At 59.6% G+C, this 16,024-nt stretch carries 14 protein-coding genes and 1 tRNA gene; 9 read left to right on the forward strand and 6 right to left on the reverse strand.

Features of this window, described 5'->3' with window-relative positions:
* The 6 genes from tilS to PLANPX_RS14250 all read left to right on the forward strand — a co-directional run bounded on the left by tilS (position 1) and on the right by PLANPX_RS14250 (position 6,554).
* Positions 1–132 carry a tRNA lysidine(34) synthetase TilS gene (gene tilS / locus PLANPX_RS28445; protein WP_152101880.1) on the forward strand — a complete coding sequence of 44 codons (132 nt, stop codon included), beginning with the start codon at positions 1–3 and terminating at the stop codon, positions 130–132.
* Positions 133–225: 93 nt separating this feature from the next.
* Positions 226–726, forward strand: a complete 501-nt coding sequence (locus PLANPX_RS14230) for a hypothetical protein (RefSeq protein ID WP_232536117.1) — start codon at positions 226–228, stop codon at positions 724–726.
* On the forward strand, positions 723–2,288 hold the full coding sequence (locus PLANPX_RS14235) for a tyrosine-type recombinase/integrase (RefSeq protein ID WP_152099377.1): 1,566 nt from the start codon (positions 723–725) through the stop codon (positions 2,286–2,288). Before PLANPX_RS14230 ends, PLANPX_RS14235 begins: the two co-directional genes overlap by 4 nt.
* Before the next feature lie 1,367 nt (positions 2,289–3,655).
* Positions 3,656–3,865 (forward strand): helix-turn-helix domain-containing protein, encoded by a 210-nt coding sequence (locus PLANPX_RS14240; protein WP_152099378.1) that lies wholly within the window; start codon positions 3,656–3,658, stop codon positions 3,863–3,865.
* A gap of 113 nt (positions 3,866–3,978) precedes the next feature.
* Entirely contained in the window at positions 3,979–4,422 is a 444-nt protein-coding gene (locus tag PLANPX_RS14245; protein WP_152099379.1) for a hypothetical protein, read from the forward strand.
* On the forward strand, positions 4,419–6,554 hold the full coding sequence (locus PLANPX_RS14250; protein ID WP_152099380.1) for a phage/plasmid primase, P4 family: 2,136 nt from the start codon (positions 4,419–4,421) through the stop codon (positions 6,552–6,554). Before PLANPX_RS14245 ends, PLANPX_RS14250 begins: the two co-directional genes overlap by 4 nt.
* 694 nt (positions 6,555–7,248) lie before the next feature.
* Here the strand turns inward: PLANPX_RS14250 and PLANPX_RS28015 are convergent.
* Complete coding sequence (locus PLANPX_RS28015; RefSeq protein ID WP_232536118.1) at positions 7,249–7,704, reverse strand: hypothetical protein; 456 nt, start codon at positions 7,702–7,704, stop codon at positions 7,249–7,251.
* A gap of 28 nt (positions 7,705–7,732) precedes the next feature.
* On the opposite strand from PLANPX_RS28015, the gene PLANPX_RS28450 reads away from it, so the two are divergent.
* A complete protein-coding gene (locus tag PLANPX_RS28450; RefSeq protein WP_420844084.1) occupies positions 7,733–8,767 on the forward strand; it encodes a tyrosine-type recombinase/integrase in 1,035 nt (344 codons plus the stop codon).
* Here PLANPX_RS28450 and PLANPX_RS14260 read toward each other — a convergent pair.
* From PLANPX_RS14260 to ftsY, 4 genes are all read right to left on the reverse strand, one after another.
* Positions 8,729–8,802, reverse strand: a tRNA-Arg gene (locus PLANPX_RS14260). The genes PLANPX_RS28450 and PLANPX_RS14260 overlap by 39 nt on opposite strands.
* A gap of 232 nt (positions 8,803–9,034) precedes the next feature.
* On the reverse strand, positions 9,035–9,382 hold the full coding sequence (locus PLANPX_RS14265; RefSeq protein WP_152099381.1) for a P-II family nitrogen regulator: 348 nt from the start codon (positions 9,380–9,382) through the stop codon (positions 9,035–9,037).
* 1,301 nt (positions 9,383–10,683) lie between these two features.
* The gene (locus PLANPX_RS14270; protein ID WP_152099382.1) at positions 10,684–12,030 is read right to left on the reverse strand and encodes an outer membrane beta-barrel protein; all 1,347 of its coding nucleotides are present in this window, start codon (positions 12,028–12,030) and stop codon (positions 10,684–10,686) included.
* Positions 12,031–12,371: 341 nt separating this feature from the next.
* Positions 12,372–13,304: a signal recognition particle-docking protein FtsY gene (gene ftsY, locus PLANPX_RS14275; RefSeq protein ID WP_152099383.1), complete on the reverse strand. Its 933-nt coding sequence runs from the start codon at positions 13,302–13,304 to the stop codon at positions 12,372–12,374.
* A 1,013-nt stretch (positions 13,305–14,317) separates the two neighbouring features.
* Here ftsY and PLANPX_RS14280 point away from each other — a divergent pair.
* Together PLANPX_RS14280 and PLANPX_RS14285 are read left to right on the forward strand one after the other, a co-directional pair.
* Positions 14,318–14,608, forward strand: a complete 291-nt coding sequence (locus PLANPX_RS14280) for a hypothetical protein (protein ID WP_152099384.1) — start codon at positions 14,318–14,320, stop codon at positions 14,606–14,608.
* A gap of 229 nt (positions 14,609–14,837) precedes the next feature.
* Entirely contained in the window at positions 14,838–15,317 is a 480-nt protein-coding gene (locus PLANPX_RS14285) for a hypothetical protein (protein WP_232536120.1), read from the forward strand.
* 224 nt (positions 15,318–15,541) lie between these two features.
* Here PLANPX_RS14285 and PLANPX_RS14290 read toward each other — a convergent pair whose 3' ends face one another.
* Positions 15,542–16,000, reverse strand: coding sequence for a hypothetical protein (locus tag PLANPX_RS14290; protein ID WP_152099386.1), 459 nt, complete (start codon positions 15,998–16,000; stop codon positions 15,542–15,544).
* Positions 16,001–16,024 lie beyond the last annotated feature (24 nt).

A 16,024-nucleotide genomic window follows, 5' to 3' on the forward strand; every position in this document is an offset into this window, starting at 1 on the left:
CTGAGAGTTCGGCACAATGGCGAGCGTTGCCAGTTGGCAGCCGGGCCTAGTAAACCCGAAGTGAAGGACATATTCGATGATTGCAACATCTGGCAACAGGCCCGGACGCGCGGGCCGACGTACAAGCTTTGATCCACGTCGGTGGGGAGCGAGGCGTCGGCGGGTGACTTCACTCACCTTTACTACCGCGTTTCCGGGCCTGTTGCCATTTGAGGCGTCGTCGAGTTGTCGAAGCGCCCAGGACGGGCGGTGGCCACCTGGGCGCTCTCTTCTCGCCACTCTGGCGATGCCCGGGAAGGGTTTCAGTCCATGGTCGGTATCTGTGCTGACATGGCCCAGCGAAGGTCGCTTCGGCGCGAAGCGTACCAGTTGCTCGATAGGGCCAGGAGTTCTCTAGCTCAGCAAGCATTCATCGAGTGCGGTTGTTGCCTGCGCGAGGCGGTGCGAATTTACCTGCACGATGAGTGCACGCATCACGGCTGCTTGCCAAAAGAGAAGCCGGGGATCTACCGCACGCCTCCGCGCGTCCTCGCGAAGCGACTCACTAAAAAAGGAGTTCTCGGACCGAAGCTTGGGCAGTGGATAGGTGAAATCATTGAGATGTCGAACAAGGCTGCACACCTCAGCTTTGTTCCTCCACGTGAACTGGAAGCAGGCATCGTGATGACGAAGTTTTTTCTAGACGGAACTCACCTCATTCCAACGAAGACTGGAGGTCAGGCATGATCGCAACAGAAGCCAAGGCTGATCGTTTACTACAACGAATTCTCGATGAAATGGTTGAGGCGCGACAGTACGAGAATAAATCGGCGCGCGAGATGCGCCGAATGATCAAGCGGTTCGACGAATGCTTTGATGCGCCACTCCACGCCAACGAAGTGACGCTGGAATCGATTAAGCGTTCAATCGGTTTACTACTCCAGGGTGGCATGACTCTCAAGAGCGCCAAAAAAGTCGCGCAGTCTGTTGCCACCGTTGTTCGGTACGCGGATCCGACGATGCTACCGCGGTGGCAACGTATCCCGCTCCTTTTTGACGGCGCCGATGCGGACGTTGCCCAGCCGAAAGATTGGCCGCTGGTCCGTATTGTGAATCAGTTGTTTGTAGCAAGCGGGAAACGTTCGAAAACAACCATTGTGAAGTACCGGCAGGCATGCCGCAGATACTGTCGGTTTGCTAAGTCGATGCAACGCGCCTCTGACGTCACGCCTGAACGGCTAGAAGAGTTCCGCCATTGGCAACTCAAACAGGGTTACAGCGAAGGCACTGCAGAGGACGGATGCGACCATGTTGCCGCCGTCGTCAGGACCGCCGACGCCGGAATTCTGCCACCAAAGTATCGACGGAAGTTGTTCGCTGATGCAAAGCGACCAGCGTTCGATGACGGTGAGATAGGCGGAACTATCGAATGGATCATGCTGAATGAGTATTTTCCGATGAAGCAGCGGATCGCAAGTAAGCAGACGGAACGCATGTATGCTGCCGCAACTGCTAAGTTCAGTCGCTTCCTTGAGCGGCCGGCTACGCTTGCGGATCTCGATGATTTAGTCGTGTCTCGCTGGCTGCGTTCGATGCGGGATGATTTGGCCCCGGCAACAATCGCTGGGTACGCGAAGAATATCCGGGCCTTCTGGGACTGGTGCGCTAGGACGGAGAAGATGCGTCGCTTTCCGACGTTCGCGGATCCGCCAATTCCGCGGCACATTCCACGGGCGTGGTCGATACCGCAGTTGAACGCACTACTTAGCGCTTGCGGGCGGATGGAGGGTGCGATCGCAGGTGTACCGGCGCCCCTTTGGTGGGGCTGCTTATTGCTTGTCGCACTTGATACCGGGGAGCGACGAGGCGCTCTCTTCCAACTGGCATGGGAGCACTACGATCCCGAGACTGGGCGCCTGGAAGCGCCTGCAGAGATTCGCAAAGGTCGCGGCAAATCAGCCATCTATTGGCTGCGAGCGCCTAGTATCGAAGCACTCGCTGCGATTCGCCCCCCAAAGCGAGAGTTGATCTTCGAGTGGTCCAGCGGTGCGTTCGACACTTACTTCCGGAAACTGGTAGAGCTCGCCGGTCTGCCATACGAACCGCATAAGAGCGGGCTGCAGAAGTTGCGGCGTAGTTTTGCAACGCTGGTCGAGGCGAACGGCGGCGATGCAACGGCCGCGCTGATGCATACCGCCCGGAAAGTTACGGAGCAGTCCTACTTGGACACACGGCTCATTGATCGGCCGTCTCCCAATCTGTTGCTTCCGAGTTTCACAATGTCGCCCGACGTCCCAACCGAGGGATAGTTGGGCCTTAAGGGCTAACGACATCGCCGCGGGCAGGCGGCGGCCTTAGCCCTCGCAACGCCTGAGAACCGACCAGCAATAATTGCGGTTCTCCGAAGGTAGGCGATGCTACGCGCGTATCATCGCCTTATATTCGACGATTCGGGTGTCCGCTGTGGGTTGCAAACCGCGGCGGCAAGCGGCTCGCGGCGACTCGGCCTTCCCATCCTTCGGCCAGTCGCCGCGCGTCGGCCCGATTGAAGAAAGGGTGGATTCGGCGATGACTTCTCAGTGGCGCGACACACAGCCTGGCCTACACAAGTTCAATCGTCAAGTTCACGATCTTTTCAACACTCCCTCACGGCTCGCGTGGCTTCACGAACAACTCCTTGAATGTGCTAAGCATCGCTCGCAATCTCGGCATGCCGAGCAAGAGTGGGAGGAAGGCCGGCGCAAGTACTTCGAAGAGTCCGTCCAGAAAGTAGGGGCGAGCGTTCTTCGGGATCAAACAAAGCCGCACAAGAATGACACGGTTTGGGATCATTACCGACGGGACTTACCTGCGGCGGAAGTTGTCGTAATCCCGTACTCCTACCGCAAGAACATCTACATCAGGTCTGAAACGGGTTCCGATGGCGCGGAAGTACAGAGCCGCACAAATTGCTTCCGAGAATTTCCGGACGGTCGAGGTGCGTTCGACCTGTGCGCCTGGACTCCGCTAGCATTTGTTAGTTTCGATTCTCGGCTGCGGTTTTATCTTCCGCTACCGCCAGATGACATACCGAGGGATTATGCAATCAACGAGATCTGTTTCGCACTGACCGCGCTCCATGATGCAGATGGCGCTTACGATGCCCTCGTGCCATCGCACTCCGCTCTTCGCGCGGAGCTCGGGAGTGCATTCAGCTTCTTATTACAACGGCTGAGACACGATGCTCGCTCTTCCTGGGTCGTTAGCATCGAGCCGCTTGCTGATCGAGTTTCCGGAGCAATCCTCGCGTTTGAAACATCTTCTCAGGAAGTTGAATTGCCAATCGCATTTAACGGAGTGGTTGATAAAAAAGCTCGGGATCGATGGCTGTACACGCTACGCAGTTCGGGACGAGTGTGGAAAGAGATTCACTCAGCTTGCAAGAATCGCGCTGCTAGTGAGGGGTGGTTTAACGACCTCCATAAGGAGTCGTCGGTTCGCGCAGCAGTGACCAGATACGCGGAAAACAATAGTCTTCCGCTTGACAAAAAGGCTTCGGGGCGACCCCCAAAAGTCCTTTGAGAAATCACCGTGCGCCATTCTGCGCCATCCTGCGCAATTTTTTGAGACGCAGACTTCAGAACAATGTCCTCAGAGTCGCACTCCGCGGCACAGTCTTTCCAATGAGGGTCAAATCATGTCCAGCGCCGTAAGCTCTGAGTCTCCGCAACTTCTCACCACGCCGCGTGAGGCCGCCGAACTTCTCCGAATCAGCGAGAAAGCGCTCTGGAATCTGACGGTGCCGCGTGGCGACCTACAATGCGTCCGGCTTGGCCGGTCAGTCCGCTATAGCCTCGCGACTCTTCGCAAGTACGTCGAGCAGCAACAGAACGCTGCCGCGGGCTAATTTCTCCACCCAGCCCGTGTAGCTGCCGGCGTGCCAGAATGCGAAGCGCGCCGGCCCTCTGCCTAGATTTAGCGGTCAACGGCAGGGGACCGGGCGCTTCCACGGCGACAGCCATGAAGTCTCTCATAGCGGAGGCAAGCGGTCAACGTTTGCCCCAATCCGACGTTACAGCTAACCGTCGATGGAATGCCGAACTCTGGTCGCTCTACTGCGCGAAGTGCTTGGCGCCGAACATCGATGGCGATTACTTTCCTCAGTTCGTCGACGAACTCGTCGCGCGTTGGCGGGAACACGATGAACTCTATCAGGAGTTCATCAACGCCAAGAGCTGGTTCGCACGAATGCTGCCGCTCATCGAGTGTGAGAGGTTCCGCACCATTGAGCTCCCCAATGGCGAGTTTGTACCGTTGCGGCTCGATCGAGCGAAGTTCGACTTTCAAGTTCGACGCAAACCTAGTCTGGTTCTCGAAGCTCCACGCTGCTGCAGCTGCAAAGCGAGCGGTCGGCGGAAACGGATTGAGGCCTTCATCGCGCCAACACGGAGGGCCGCCGGATGAGTCCAGCCGTTCAACAAGAGATGGAGGCGCTAGCGAGAAATAACCGCTTCGATCTCCCGCTCTTCCCCCAGCACTACGCCAAGCTTGCCGACGAGTGCGGCTTATCTCCCGCAACGATCTTGTCGGCGAAGATTCGCTCGACCGGTGATCTCCAAGACCTCGCGCAATTGCTCAATCGCAAATCCGTCGCGAGATCGTGGGGAACGGCGATTGTGATCCCGTACCTAGATCAGTCCGGCGACTTCGTGCTGCATCGGATTCGACCGACGAATCCGCCTGTCAGCAAGAAAACCGGCAAGGCGCAGAAGTATCTCCAACCTACAGGCGCCGCGAGCCGAGCGTATTTCCCTCCGAGCATCTATTCAGTGCTTGACGACGCGTCGTGTCGCCTCATCATCACCGAAGGCGAATTCAAAGCATTGAAGGCGACTCAGGAGGGATTCCCATGCATCGGCCTCAGTGGCGTCGACTGCTGGCATCCTCGGAAGAAATTGTCTCTGCTCCCCGATCTCGCGGATATCCGCTGGCAGGGCCGCCAAGTCTTCATCGCATTCGACTCCGACGCCATCGACAACGAGAACGTCGCTCGCAACGAACGCGAACTCGCGGCAACGCTGAAAATGCAGGGAGCGCAAGTACGCATCGTCCGTATCCCGGCAGGGGAGGGCGGCAAGAAAGTTGGTCTCGACGATTTCCTCGTGGCCCAAGGCCCCGACAAGTTTCCTGAGTTGCTCGAAAACGCCGCGGAACCATTGCCGCCGGCGGCAGGCGAATTCATGGAATCGGCGTCGGATATGGATCCGGCGATTGAGGCCGCACACATCCTCTCGACCGTAAAGATGGGCGACCTCTACCGGCTCCGTTTCTGGCGGGGTGGCTGGTACTGGTGGGCGAACGGCCGCTACGGCGAGAAGCCACCCGAGGAAGTCCGCGCCGAGATCGTCAATCTGCTCAACAAGAAATGGCTCGGAGTGAAGAGCCGAAACGTCTCCGACGTGCTCGAGCATGTAAAGGCGAAATCAATTCTGCCAGCTTCAGTTGAGCCTCCGTCGTGGCTCGCGGCGCCACCTCACGGTTGGGCGTCCGAAGAATGCCTTGCCACGAAAAACTCTGTCGTGCATCTACCGTCGCTGATTCAAAACCTCGCGCCATGCGACACGCCCGCGTCGCCGGCCTTTCTCACGACGAGTGCAACCGACTTCCAGCTCGACCTCAACGCCCCGCGCCCAGACAACTGGCTCAAGTTCCTTGACGCATTGTGGAAAGACGACGTCGAGAGCATCCACGCCCTCCAGGAATGGTTCGGCTACCTACTGACTCACGACACACGTCAGCAAAAGCTGATGCTCCTCGTCGGTCCGAAGCGATCTGGCAAGGGCACCATCGCCCGAATTCTGACGGCACTTGTTGGGAAGGGAAACGTCGCGGCGCCGACGCTCGGCGGCCTTGCCACCAACTTCGGCCTATGGCCCCTTATCGGCAAATCAGTCGCCATCGTGTCTGACGCGAGGCTCTCCGGCCGCTCCGACCAGGCAGCCGTCGTCGAACGGATTCTCTCGATCACCGGCGAAGACTCGATCACGATCGACCGCAAGAACATGGCGCCGATCACGGTGCGGCTGCCAACGCGGTTCGTCATCCTGACCAATGAGCTTCCCAAGCTCTCCGACGCCAGCGGGGCCATCGTCTCTCGCGTCGTCCTCCTGCACACGACCAACTCATTCTACGGCAAGGAAGATCACGACCTCACCGAACGCCTGCTAGGCGAGCTCCCAGGCATCCTGCTGTGGGCCATCGAAGGCTGGCGGCGACTCCGCGAGCGCGGCCGTCTCCTGCAGCCCGAAACAGGCCTCGAGTCTCTCGGCGAGATGAACGACCTCGCGAGCCCCGTCGCCGCGTTCGTACGCGATTGTTGCGTCGTCGACCGTGTGGCGCACGTCACGCCGTCGGACCTCTACGCGACCTGGGAACGGTGGTGCAAATCGCAAGGCCGGGAGAAGTTCATCGGCACCGTCCAATCGTTCGCTCGCGACCTGCTTGCGGCGGAACCAAGCATCCGCCGGAAACGCGTTCGAGACGGCGATGACCGTCAACGAGTCTACGAAGGGATCGGGCTGAAGTTGGGTTTCTAGGGCTCGCTGGTCCGCAGTGGTCCGCGACCCCATCCAAAGTACGCGAAAGCCAAAATTTATGTTTGAAAGCGCAATTCAATATAGTGAGTATGAGCTACTTTCAGTTGGGTCGCGGACCATCGAGGCCCAGTGGGGCCCCTCTTGGCTGAACCAATCTGAACCATCATCGGCTTCTCCGCCGGCAGTTGATCCGCCCGCGGTGTCTCCGGTGCTCACCCCCGAGCGATCGTCCGAGCCGGTGATCGCGCTCCAAGTGTGCTGCGAGCGATGCGGGTCGAATCGATTCCGAGACGCGGCAATTCACGGGGGTATGTCCACGCGTCGCGACTGTAGCGTCTGCGGGCGGACGCTCGACTTCCCGGTGTGGGCGAGCGAAGCGGAGCGTGGTGAATCTATGCTCTGTTCGCGCGGGCACGCCGCGCCGCAAAACTCGGAGGCCGCATAACGTCACTGGGGAGCGAGCAGCCGCCGACGCCACTCGACCGCCGCGTGCCTTGCGATGCAACGCTGTCGGCGCCACGCGCGTAGACCAGTCGCCGTACGACTCGAACATCTGCACTTCGAACGCCGCGGACCGCGGCGTCATACACGACACTCAACTCGTTTTTATTTTGAAACCATGCTTGATTCTCAATCAACAGCCGACGATGATTCACGAAGCACGCTGAGCTCGCGTCTGCGGGCTGCACTTCGTTCATCGCCTCATAGCCGCTACGCGATCAGCAAAGCCACTGGCATCGACCAGGCAACGCTGTCGCGATTCGTCAACTCGGCCGATCCTTCGAAGCGATCCGGCCTCAGCCTGCGAGCGATCGATCTCCTCGCGGCTCAACTCAACCTCGAGCTCGTCGCTTGCGATAGCAGCGACGCAGAAAGGACGCCTACCGATGGCATCGCTGAGCAAAGACAAACAGGGCAATCGCACAATCCAGTTCAGCGCGGGCGAGAAGAAGCGGCGATCGATCCGGCTGGGCAAGATGCCGCAGAAGGAGGCCGAGAACATCAAGGGCCATGTGGAGTCGCTGATCGCCGCGCTGATCTCGCAGACGAGCTGGAGCGCGAAGACGTCGGAGTGGATTCGCAACCTGACGCCGACGCTCCACGACAAACTGGCGAAGGTGGGGCTGCTCCCGCCGCGAACGACGATCAACGCATCGACGTTGGGCGAGTTCCTGGCGATGTACATCAAGAGCCGCTCTGACGTGAAGGGCGGCACGAAGAACGTTTACCGCCACACGCAGGAAGGGCTCATCGAGTACTTCGGCGCGAGCAAGCCTTTGTCGGAAATCTCTGAGGGCGACGCCGATGATTGGCGCCGGTGGCTTGCGACGTCGGGGAAGCGTTCAGACGGATCGACTCGCAAGCGGCTGGGCGACAACACGATCCGCCGACGGTGCGGAGTCGCTCGCCAGTTCTTCCGCGCGGCACTGCGGAAACGGCTCATCGTGGCGAACCCGTTCGGCGAGATGAAGGGGATCTCAGTGCGATCGAATCGCGAACGCGATTACTTCGTAACTCGCGACGAAGCTGCCAAAGTCGTCGAAGCTTGCCCCGATGCCCAGTGGCGTTTGCTGTTCGCGCTGAGCCGCTACGGCGGGCTTCGCTGCCCCTCCGAACACTTGGCGCTCAGGTGGGGTGACATCGACTGGGCGAACAAACGCATCACTGTGACGAGCCCGAAGACCGAGCACCACGAAGGGCAGGGGGTCCGAGTAATCCCGATGTTCCCGGAACTTCAACAGCTCCTCGAGGACGTTTGGGAGTTGGCAGCTAAACCGTTGTCTTCGCTCACGCCTAAGGAACAAGCCAAAGTGCATGTGATCACCCGCTACCGCGACGTCAACGCGAACCTCCGCACACAGCTTGAGAGGATTATCGCCCGCGCCGGCCTCACGCCTTGGCCAAAGCTATTCCAGAATTTGCGGGCGTCGCGGGCGACGGAGCTCGCCGCCGAGTTCCCTTCGCACGTTGCGGCGGAGTGGATGGGGCACTCGGCCTTAGTCGCCCAGAAGCACTACTGGCGGACCACGGATGCCGACTTCGAGAAGGCGACAACCGCCAAAGCGCTGCAAAATCCGGTGCAGTCAGGAGCCGCATTGAGTGGCAGCGAGGAGTTCGGAGGCGAAGATATCCCGGGAAATTGCGAGTTCACCGAGAAATCGGGGCCTAAACAGCACGCCCGGCAGGACTCGAACCTGCGACCCGCAGATTAGAAATCTGCTGCTCTATCCAGCTGAGCTACGGGCGCTTAATTCAATTAGCGTAACAACTTAGGTTGACGTTTTCCACTATCCTGAAATCGGCAGCAACCTTGAATGCTCGCAACTCCATATGGCTTGAGTTAGCAGCGCGTTCGAGGCAAGCGGTAGTCGCCGAGAATCAGCTTCGTGAAGTTGTAGTAGCAGTGCGCTCGCCCGCACGGCCCTCCACATAGCGCTCCAACGCTAGCGACGCCATACGCGACTGCTACCTCAATACGCCTAAATTGCTTCAGGCCCGCGCTCGCCGGTGCGGATGCGGATGCAGTCATCAAGCGGCAAAATAAAGATCTTGCCGTCGCCGATTTGGCCGCTGTCGCCGGTGCGGCCGCCTTTGATGATCGCGTTGATCGTCGGTTCAACGAAGACATCGTTGACGGCAATCTGCAGCTGAACCTTCCGCAGCAAGTTGACGGAGATCTCACGCCCGCGGTAGACCTCGGTCTGCCCCTTTTGCCGGCCAAAGCCTTGGACGTCCATGATCGTCAGGCGGACGACTTCGACTTCCGAGAGCGCGGCTTTCACGTCTTCCAGCTTGCTGGGCTGGATCACTGCGATGATCAACTTCATGGGAGCGGGGAGCTTTTCGTCGGGCAATGGATGATAAGAGCGGGCCGAAGGCCGTCCGTCTCGCTTCTATGGTAAAGCACAGGCCCAGCGTCGAACATCCCAAGCTCAACCCCGGGTGCAAGCTGGGGAAGACTGCAGCGGACTGGTCGCTTAAGCGACCAGTCTAGAACCCTTGAGCGAACTTGCCTCACCACCGGAGTTGCGAAGGCGAAGTAGGCGACGCCTTACTAGGATACCCCGGCTCGGGCGCACTTAGGCGGAAAAGCGCACCGCGAGCCATTGGGGTACCCTAATGGTCGAGTATGGACGGGAAGCCGGGTTCCGACGGCTGTCGAGAATGGGTCGATTGCGACACGTGACAAGCGTCTCATCAGAAGTGGGACTCCAGGGAGTCCCGACCCCGGCTTGGGCGAGCGGAGGCGGCATTGCTCGCCCAAGCCATTGGGGTTGGACTATTTTGACTAACCATTGCGGGTCGAAGCCCCGCAGATCCGTGGTCTCAGCCCTCGAAATTGACGTCCCGGCTTGGCGGCGTGTAGGCGGCAAAACGCCGCCAAGCCTTGTGGGACATCAGTCCGACCCAGGCAAGAGTCGAATCCTTCAAAACTTGGGGGGCGATCGTAATTAACGATCACCCGAGTGTATGGCCGAGCGACGTTTCGCGGTCCGTGCAAAACATGCTCAGTAGCGGCTTGCACCATTTCTTGGCACATCAGCACGGCGTTCCTTGCAGGCTGACAGGCCAAACTTAGCTAGCCGCATGAAGGAAAAGCAACTAGCGTGCCATGTTGCGCGAACCGCCCACTAATTCTCGCAAGTGGCTTATTTCAGGCACTTTACGATGTTACGGCGCACCGCCGATGTTTTGGCACGCCTCTAAAACGGGCCTTCAGATGCCCGGCTTCTCAACAAATCGTGATGCGCGGCTAGGCACGGGCCTGCCTTCACCCCGGGCAGAGGCTGCACGAATCGCTGCAAGCCCTGCAGCTGATAGCCGCGGGGCAACGACCCGCCGGAGTGACGAGCAAAGGAATGTCGAATGGGGAATGCTGAATGGGGGGAGACGTGCTATTGGCCCTGATTTCAACCCCATTCCCATTCAGCATTCCCCCATTTGAAACCGCTCCGGCGGCTCGTTGAGCCGCGGCTGCCTATTCGCACAGCGCATAAAAATCCGGCGGCCGAACTTCGCGAGAAAGCTCGGCCGCCGGTCGAGGGGGTTTCGAGTTGTCGCTTTAGCTACGCGGGGCGGCGTCTGTTTGGCACCGCTCCGGCGGGTTGTTGCCTCGCGGCTGCGCGGGCTAGTAGGTCAGGATGGCGTCGATCGCGACCGCGGTTTGGTCGAGGTCGGTGCCGGGCGACCAGTCGTGACGAACTTCCGGACGGAAGACCAGGTTCGAGAGAGCCTGGATGTTCACGCCGCCGGTCACTTCGTTGAACGACGTGCCGTCCTTCTTCCACCATTCGCAACGACCACCGACCTTCAACGTGTCGGTGAGCGTGTAGAACATGTACTGGTTGAGGCCGATCGTGTCGATCTGGCTCACCCCAGGGTTGTCGGTGCGGAGCAAGTCGCTCTGGCCGACGTACTGGAGGTTGTCGGTCAGGTCAGCGACGAGCACCATGCTGTGCGAGTAGCTGTTCTTCGAACCGCCGTCGATCCAGCCGAAGTTGCCGTACGTGTTGAGGTACGTGAAGGTCACGTTCTCGCTGAGCTCGGTGGCGAAACCGCCGATCCAGTTGCTGCCCGAGTTGTTGTTCGTGAAGCCGGTGTCCCAGCCCGCCGTCCAACCGCCGTACAGCGTCAGGCCTTCAAAGCCTGAGTAGGTCGACAGGGCGCCGGTGTGGGTAAACGGCTCGCTGTTGAACATCGTGTACGAGTGCGTGTGGAAGAAGTTGCCGGTGGCCGGAATCACTTCAAACCCAAGCGGGGTGAAGAAGTGACCAACCTTCGTCGACAGGTCGCCGTTGGCCACTTCCATGTAGGCTTGGGGGATAGCCCAGCCGTAATAGCCGTGGTCGAGCGAGGCGTCGTAGAAGCCGTTGTTGCGGATGCCGGCGCCGGGGTTACCGAACGCTTGCGACTTCTGCGCGTCCGTACCATAAAGGACGTCGATGCGACCGCCGAAGTCGCGGCCGGCCGAGCCGTCGGCGACCTTGCCGATGTAGAACCATTGCTGGGCAAGGTTCGCATGGTCCGGGATGTCGTCGAACGACAGCAAGTCGTCGAAGTTCTGCGACAGCGGGATGTTCTTGTTGTAGTAGGCGATGTTCGTCCAGCCGCCGATCTCGATCGACGAGCATTCAGGATCGATGCCCACCAGGTCCGCCAGCGAAAGCCCTTCAATCGGGCCGGCTAGCGCACAGCCGCTGAACAGGCCGCCAGCTTCGCAACCCGAACCGCAGGCGACGTCGTCGCTGCAGTTCGGATCAGCACATGGGTCGCTGCACGCCGGATCGCCGCACGCGAGCGCCGCCGTTGAACTGGCCGCTTGCACCGGCGTCGACGTTAGGTACTGATCGCCTTGTTGGTAGTACGCATCACTCTTGAATGCCACCGGCTCGACGTACCGCGTCGTTTCCGCGAGCGCGAAAGGGCTGTAAGTGATCGACGCAACCGTGAACAACGCAAACGTGCGTTTCCGCATGGCGGGACTCCAAGCTGGGAGTATCAGTCGGGCGGGGGGCGGCGGAGGTGGGACGTCGGATGCCGCTGACTGAAACTATCGACCGTAAAAGTTGGCGTGGAGAAGCCGAAACGGTCGCGCCGTTCGAAAGTCCTTGAGCGTCCCGCGAAACCTTGCGGGATGTATCGAGCGTAGGTTGCCTGGCACTGATAGCACGGCGACATGGATCCTGTGAGTAACTTGTGGGAGGCGTCTCCGACGCCGATTCCGCTCGCCACTCCGAGCCTGCTACACCTACAACGCCGCTTCGGGGTCGGAGACCCCTCCCACACCAAACGCCTTATCGCGAAACGCCAGCATGATCACGCTGCCGGGGGGGCAACGTCGGCGAACAGGGCGTCGACGAACTCGTCCGGCTGAAAGAGAGCCAAATCCTCGGCTTTTTCGCCGACACCGATGTACTTCACCGGCAGCCCCACTTGCTGGCGGATCGCCACGACAACGCCGCCTTTGGCCGTGCCGTCGAGCTTTGCGAGCACGATGCCGGTGCAGTCTACCGATTGGGTAAAATTCGCGGCTTGGCTGACGCCGTTCTGGCCGGTCGTCGCGTCGAGCACCAATAGCACCTCTTGCGGCGCCGTGGGAACGAGCTTGCGGATCGACGCTTGGATCTTCGTTAGCTCCGCCATGAGGTTCTTCTGCGTCTGCAGCCGGCCGGCCGTATCGATGATGCAAACGTCGATGCCTTGCGCCACGCTTTGCTCGACCGCTCGATAGGCGACCGCCGCCGGGTGCGAGCCCGGCTCCCCCTTGACGATCTCGGCGCCCAATCGTTGCGACCAAATGGTCAGTTGTTCGACGGCCGCCGCACGAAACGTATCGCCGGCGCCAAGCATGACGCTCTTGCCTTGCGACTTGAACATCGCCGCCAGCTTTGCGATCGACGTCGTCTTGCCGGCGCCATTCACGCCGCACACCATAATGATCGTCGGCCCGCTCTCGGCGAAGCGAATCGGCGAAGCATCCTGAGCGAGCAATTCCCGCAGTTTCGTCTTCCAGGTCGCGACGATATCGACCAAGTGGACGACGCGGCCGCGGAAGTTCTTCGCCACCTCGGCGACGATCTCCTCGGCCGACGCGTAGCCCATGTCGGTGCGAATGAGGATCGCCCGCATTTCGTCGAGAAACTCCTCGTCGATCAGCCGGCCTTCGCTCTTGAACAGATCGCGAACGTCGGTGAGGAGGATGCTCTTGGTCTTCGAGAGACCGAGTTTGAATTTATCGAACAGGCCCATAGGGTAGCGGAGCGATTGGTGGCTGATGATTGGTAGCCGCCGGTCGACGACCGGCCGGAGCGAACTAAAACGCCCGCTTCTGGTTGCGAACCGTCCATTCTAGGGGGTGAACGATAGGTGCGGAATGCGGTCGGTTACCGAGACTTGTTTTCGGCGGGAAATGCGGAAGTTGACCGCGAATCACGCGAATTGTCGCGAATGGGGCGTGGGGCAGCGAGGTCAGGCAGTGTTCACTGCGCACCGCCGACTGCCCCTGCCTCCTTATTTCCTATTCTCGCAAACTCGCGTGATTCGCGGTTGGCCTTCTTGCGATCCGTGAGGGAACTGGTTGAAGCAAGTCGGACAGGCGCCCCAGGCGTTCAATTGTCGCTTTGTGCGTCGTGTTGCCTCGCTGTCGCTTTGTGTCGCGTTTCGCATTCTTGGCGACACAAAGCGGAATGTGTTGTCAGGATTGAAGTTGCGTTGTCGCCTCCAAGTGCCATCGATATCGCGATCGAATTGTGTCGCGTTTCGCGTTTTAGGCGACATTAATCGGAAGTTGCTGTCGGGATTGGAGTTGTGTTGTCGCATTGCGTGCCACTGGCGTGTTGCCAGTGGGGAGCAAGACGGGTTGTGCTTGAGAATTGGGCCACCGGTTGCCTTGACCTCCAGGCTGCTTGCGAGCCGTTCTGCTGACATGCCGTAGCGGCGCGTCACACTGGCGACATGCCAGTGGCACCTACAAACTGGTGCGCGGCGCAGTTTGTAATCGTATGCTCTACCGTAGCGGATGGAGCGGCCGGCTCCTAGCTGGCAGTTTCGGCCACCCCGCGAGCGAGACAAGACATTTGCTATGGATAGCACGTCGTTGCGTAACATCGATATGCCGTCGATTGGCGACATCGGTCGAGCGTTCGCATGCGCGTGCCGTGTGGCCATGAGGTTGGCACCCGTCGTACAACTCGCATGCGACCTTGATTGAGCACGCATGGGCGGTGGGACGGTCTATCTGAATTTGCAATGAGTGGGCGCACATGTTTGGCTGGCTCAGAAAGCGTCGTGAACTACCGCCAACCGACGAGCCGAAGACGCTCGTTTTTCTCAACCCGCTCGCAATGCTTCTTGCGGGGCGAGAAAGCCAAAAGGGTTCGCCGCTGACTGAACAAGAGGTTCTTGAAGTTCGCGACAGCGCTCAGTGCATCGTGATGACGGCATCGCAAGCCGAGAAGTTCTATGCGTCACTCGATTCTCAAGTTCCCATTCCAAGGCTGAACCCGGAGAATCTTTGGCAGGAGTGGCAAGAGCTTCGTTCACATATGCGCTAGGGGCGGGCGGCGGGTGGCATGTCGTTGCGGAGCATCGACATGCTAGGGCGACGATTGACGGCGACTAAGGGTTCAGCATGCTCATGCCTTGGGGGCAAAGCATAGCGTCCAGCGGGATCGTGTTTGATGGCCTGCCTCTTGCGGCTGCGCCGCCCGGGTAGGCTTACGCCAACCCGGGCGACCCCGCTTTTGGTATAGTGCGGCGATGAAACTGCCGCGATTTCGATTGATGGCTCTGTTTATCGCCGTGGGGGCGGCGGCATTGCCGCTCGGGTGGCTGCAGGCTCGTCGGTTGAATCTCAAGCATCAACTCGTTGCATTCGAAGGCGAGGGATGCAAGGTCTCTTACCAGGACAATGGGCTGTGGATTACGGCGCCGCAGGTGGAAGTGGCGATGGGGCGCGATCAGGCCGGCGGCATGCGGATTGGATCGCAGAGCGTTTCGCCGGCTGAGGCGGGCGAGCGTCTCACCGCACTCCATAATCAATTGCGGCTGCTGGTCGTGGCGGACAAAACGATTCGGATCATAACCACCGACGAGCGGACTGGCCAAAAGTCCGATACGACAACTTATATCGGCAAGGGCGACGGGCCTACGCGGATTTGGTTTAACGAGAAAGCTTCCTCTTCGCCCACGGGACGGCAACGGCGCGCTCAACGGAAGAAGACGGGGGCATCGCAGGCCCCAAGTTCTTCAGAGAAGAACTGAGACGGCGTTGCGGCACTGAGTTCAAGCCGTTTGACGCAACTCTTGCAGAACTGAGGATGCGTGGGGCTGATATCGTCATCCACACAGGGTTCGGCATGCTCATGCCTAAGGGGCAAGAGCATGGCACCCAATGACATGCCTATTGGGTTAGCGGGTAGCCCGGGTTGGCTACCCGCTAACGCGATAGATTCGCTGAAGCCCTTTGAGGCGCAGGGGCGAGGCATTCAGGGGGCGTCCAGCGACTCTAGCGCCTGGACGAGGCCGTCTTCGCTCACCTCATTGAGTTCGATCCCTTGCTGCTTCGCTAACGCCTGATATCGCAATACCACCAGCTGATAATCTGCGCGGCGCTCGACGTTGCGTTGCATCTCTTCCACTTCGTAGCCCCCTCTTTGCTGCAAAGCCTTCGCCGACTTCACGGCGTTCTCGGCGGCCATTTGGGCCAGCTGAGCATCTTCGTACGACTGTTTAAAATCTCCGTCGAGCCATGCCAGCCGCGATTCGGCTGAAAAGTACGGGCCGGCGCACTCCAGCACGGTCATCTGCGTGACTCTGCCTTGCTGCTTGAGCGACAACGATTTTTCCAGAATTGCCTTCTGTTCGTCGCGGAGTTCAGTCAGCACGCGCTTTGACGAAGCCGCGTCGACTTCGATCGATGCGTCGCCCCAAGGGTCGGCAGCCATCGCGGCGACGCTCGTTGACAGAAT

Source organism: Lacipirellula parvula, from assembly GCF_009177095.1.
Taxonomy (GTDB): domain Bacteria; phylum Planctomycetota; class Planctomycetia; order Pirellulales; family Lacipirellulaceae; genus Lacipirellula; species Lacipirellula parvula.

Excerpts from the sequence above, each read along its gene's own strand:
- PLANPX_RS14235 (WP_152099377.1), top strand. The coding sequence starts at position 723 with ATGATCGCAACAGAAGCCAAGGCTGATCGTTTACTACAACGAATTCTC.
- PLANPX_RS14240 (WP_152099378.1), top strand. The coding sequence starts at position 3,656 with ATGTCCAGCGCCGTAAGCTCTGAGTCTCCGCAACTTCTCACCACGCCG.
- PLANPX_RS14245 (WP_152099379.1), top strand. The coding sequence starts at position 3,979 with ATGAAGTCTCTCATAGCGGAGGCAAGCGGTCAACGTTTGCCCCAATCC.
- PLANPX_RS14250 (WP_152099380.1), top strand. The coding sequence starts at position 4,419 with ATGAGTCCAGCCGTTCAACAAGAGATGGAGGCGCTAGCGAGAAATAAC.
- PLANPX_RS28450 (WP_420844084.1), top strand. The coding sequence starts at position 7,733 with ATGTACATCAAGAGCCGCTCTGACGTGAAGGGCGGCACGAAGAACGTT.
- PLANPX_RS14265 (WP_152099381.1), bottom strand. The coding sequence starts at position 9,382 with ATGAAGTTGATCATCGCAGTGATCCAGCCCAGCAAGCTGGAAGACGTG.
- PLANPX_RS14270 (WP_152099382.1), bottom strand. The coding sequence starts at position 12,030 with ATGCGGAAACGCACGTTTGCGTTGTTCACGGTTGCGTCGATCACTTAC.
- ftsY (WP_152099383.1), bottom strand. The coding sequence starts at position 13,304 with ATGGGCCTGTTCGATAAATTCAAACTCGGTCTCTCGAAGACCAAGAGC.
- PLANPX_RS14280 (WP_152099384.1), top strand. The coding sequence starts at position 14,318 with ATGTTTGGCTGGCTCAGAAAGCGTCGTGAACTACCGCCAACCGACGAG.
- PLANPX_RS14285 (WP_232536120.1), top strand. The coding sequence starts at position 14,838 with ATGGCTCTGTTTATCGCCGTGGGGGCGGCGGCATTGCCGCTCGGGTGG.
- PLANPX_RS14290 (WP_152099386.1), bottom strand. The coding sequence starts at position 16,000 with ATGGCTGCCGACCCTTGGGGCGACGCATCGATCGAAGTCGACGCGGCT.